Source organism: Petrotoga sp. 9PWA.NaAc.5.4 (assembly GCF_002895485.1).
Classification (GTDB): domain Bacteria; phylum Thermotogota; class Thermotogae; order Petrotogales; family Petrotogaceae; genus AZRK01.
Map to the genome: position 1 here is coordinate 1 of NZ_AZRK01000039.1, position 1,342 is coordinate 1,342.

A 1,342-nucleotide genomic window follows, 5' to 3' on the forward strand; every position below is an offset into this window, starting at 1 on the left:
CTAATTCTCTTCGAAAATAAAAGCCAGGAATACCTGGCTTTTTTGTTTATTTATATATTTTTGAAATTTATTTATTAATTTTTTTCTATTTAGATTAATAACAATAATTTTGAAATTTTTACAATAAGTATTTCAAAAAATACTTTTGTTAATCTCTAAATCTATCTTTCTTTCAAATTATTTTTTCTTCTTTTTAACCTCCCTTTATATTTTTGCAATTGTAAGAAAATTAATGATTTTTTCTTTTATTCGACTTTAATCTATTTTAAAACTCAGTAAATTATTTGTGTTGAATTTGACAAATATAAATATATTGTTTATTATTTTGATGTAAAAATATTTTCTGCAATTATTTTCAAGAAGGAGGAAAAAATGGACAACAAAATATATAGTATTCCATTAATGACTAAAATTTCTGAGATGTACTATTATGAAAAATTACCACAAAACGAAATCGCTAAAAAATTAAAAATATCAACTTCCACAGTATCAAGAATTTTATCTAAAGCTTTAAATGAAGGAATTATAAAAGTGGAAATTATAGACATTCAGGAAAAACACAAATTATTAGAACAAAAACTAAAAAAACGCTATCAACTTTTAGATGTAGTTGTTATTAATACAATTGAAAATATCAAATCAATCGAATTAAAAAAATCACTGGGGAAATCCGCAGGAGAAAAAATTTTTGATCTATTGAAACCTGGTCAACTTTTAGGCATCGGACCAGGCGAAACCATGTTAGAAATGATTAATTCAATAAATTCTCAAAAAATTATAGGGGGAATAAGAGTTATTCCATTAATGGGTGCATGGAGTAGAGGCCCAGTTGAAAATGAAGTTAATAAATTAGTTCATTTAATCAGTAGTAAATTATTTTGTGATTATTTTATTCTTCCTGCTCCTGCTTATGTTAGTTCCGAAGAAATAAAAAATATCCTTTTAGATGAACCATATATAAAAGAAATTACTTCTTTATGGGAGTCTGTAGATATTGCAATTTTTTCAACTGGTATTGATACTTATTTTGGAGTACCTGTCCAATTGGTAAATGAAAAAGAAGTAATAAAAAAGGCAAGAGAAGAAAATGGAGTTGGAGATATTTTAGGTCATATTATAGATGAAAATGGGGAAGAAATTAAAATTGAACTTAACAAACGTTTGATATCTATTCCTTTCAAGGTATTGAAAAACATTCCTTTGAAAATTTGTGTTAGTGGAGGGCCTGCTAAATTTCGCAGCATTAGGGGCGCTTTAAATAGTCAATTGATTAATATTTTAATTACTGATAAACAAACAGCGGATTTACTATTAACAGAATAAAGGAGGAAATATCTATGTG

The 1,342-nt window shown here is 25.8% G+C and carries 1 protein-coding gene; it reads left to right on the forward strand.

Annotation, left to right across the window (positions count from 1 at the left end):
* Positions 1-372: 372 nt before the first annotated feature.
* Positions 373-1,323, forward strand: coding sequence for a sugar-binding transcriptional regulator (locus X924_RS08210; protein WP_121958436.1), 951 nt, complete (start codon positions 373-375; stop codon positions 1,321-1,323).
* Positions 1,324-1,342: the final 19 nt, after the last annotated feature.

What these genes read in the sequence shown, in the direction of transcription:
- X924_RS08210 (WP_121958436.1), top strand. Translation starts at nt 373, where the DNA reads ATGGACAACAAAATATATAGTATTCCATTAATGACTAAAATTTCTGAG.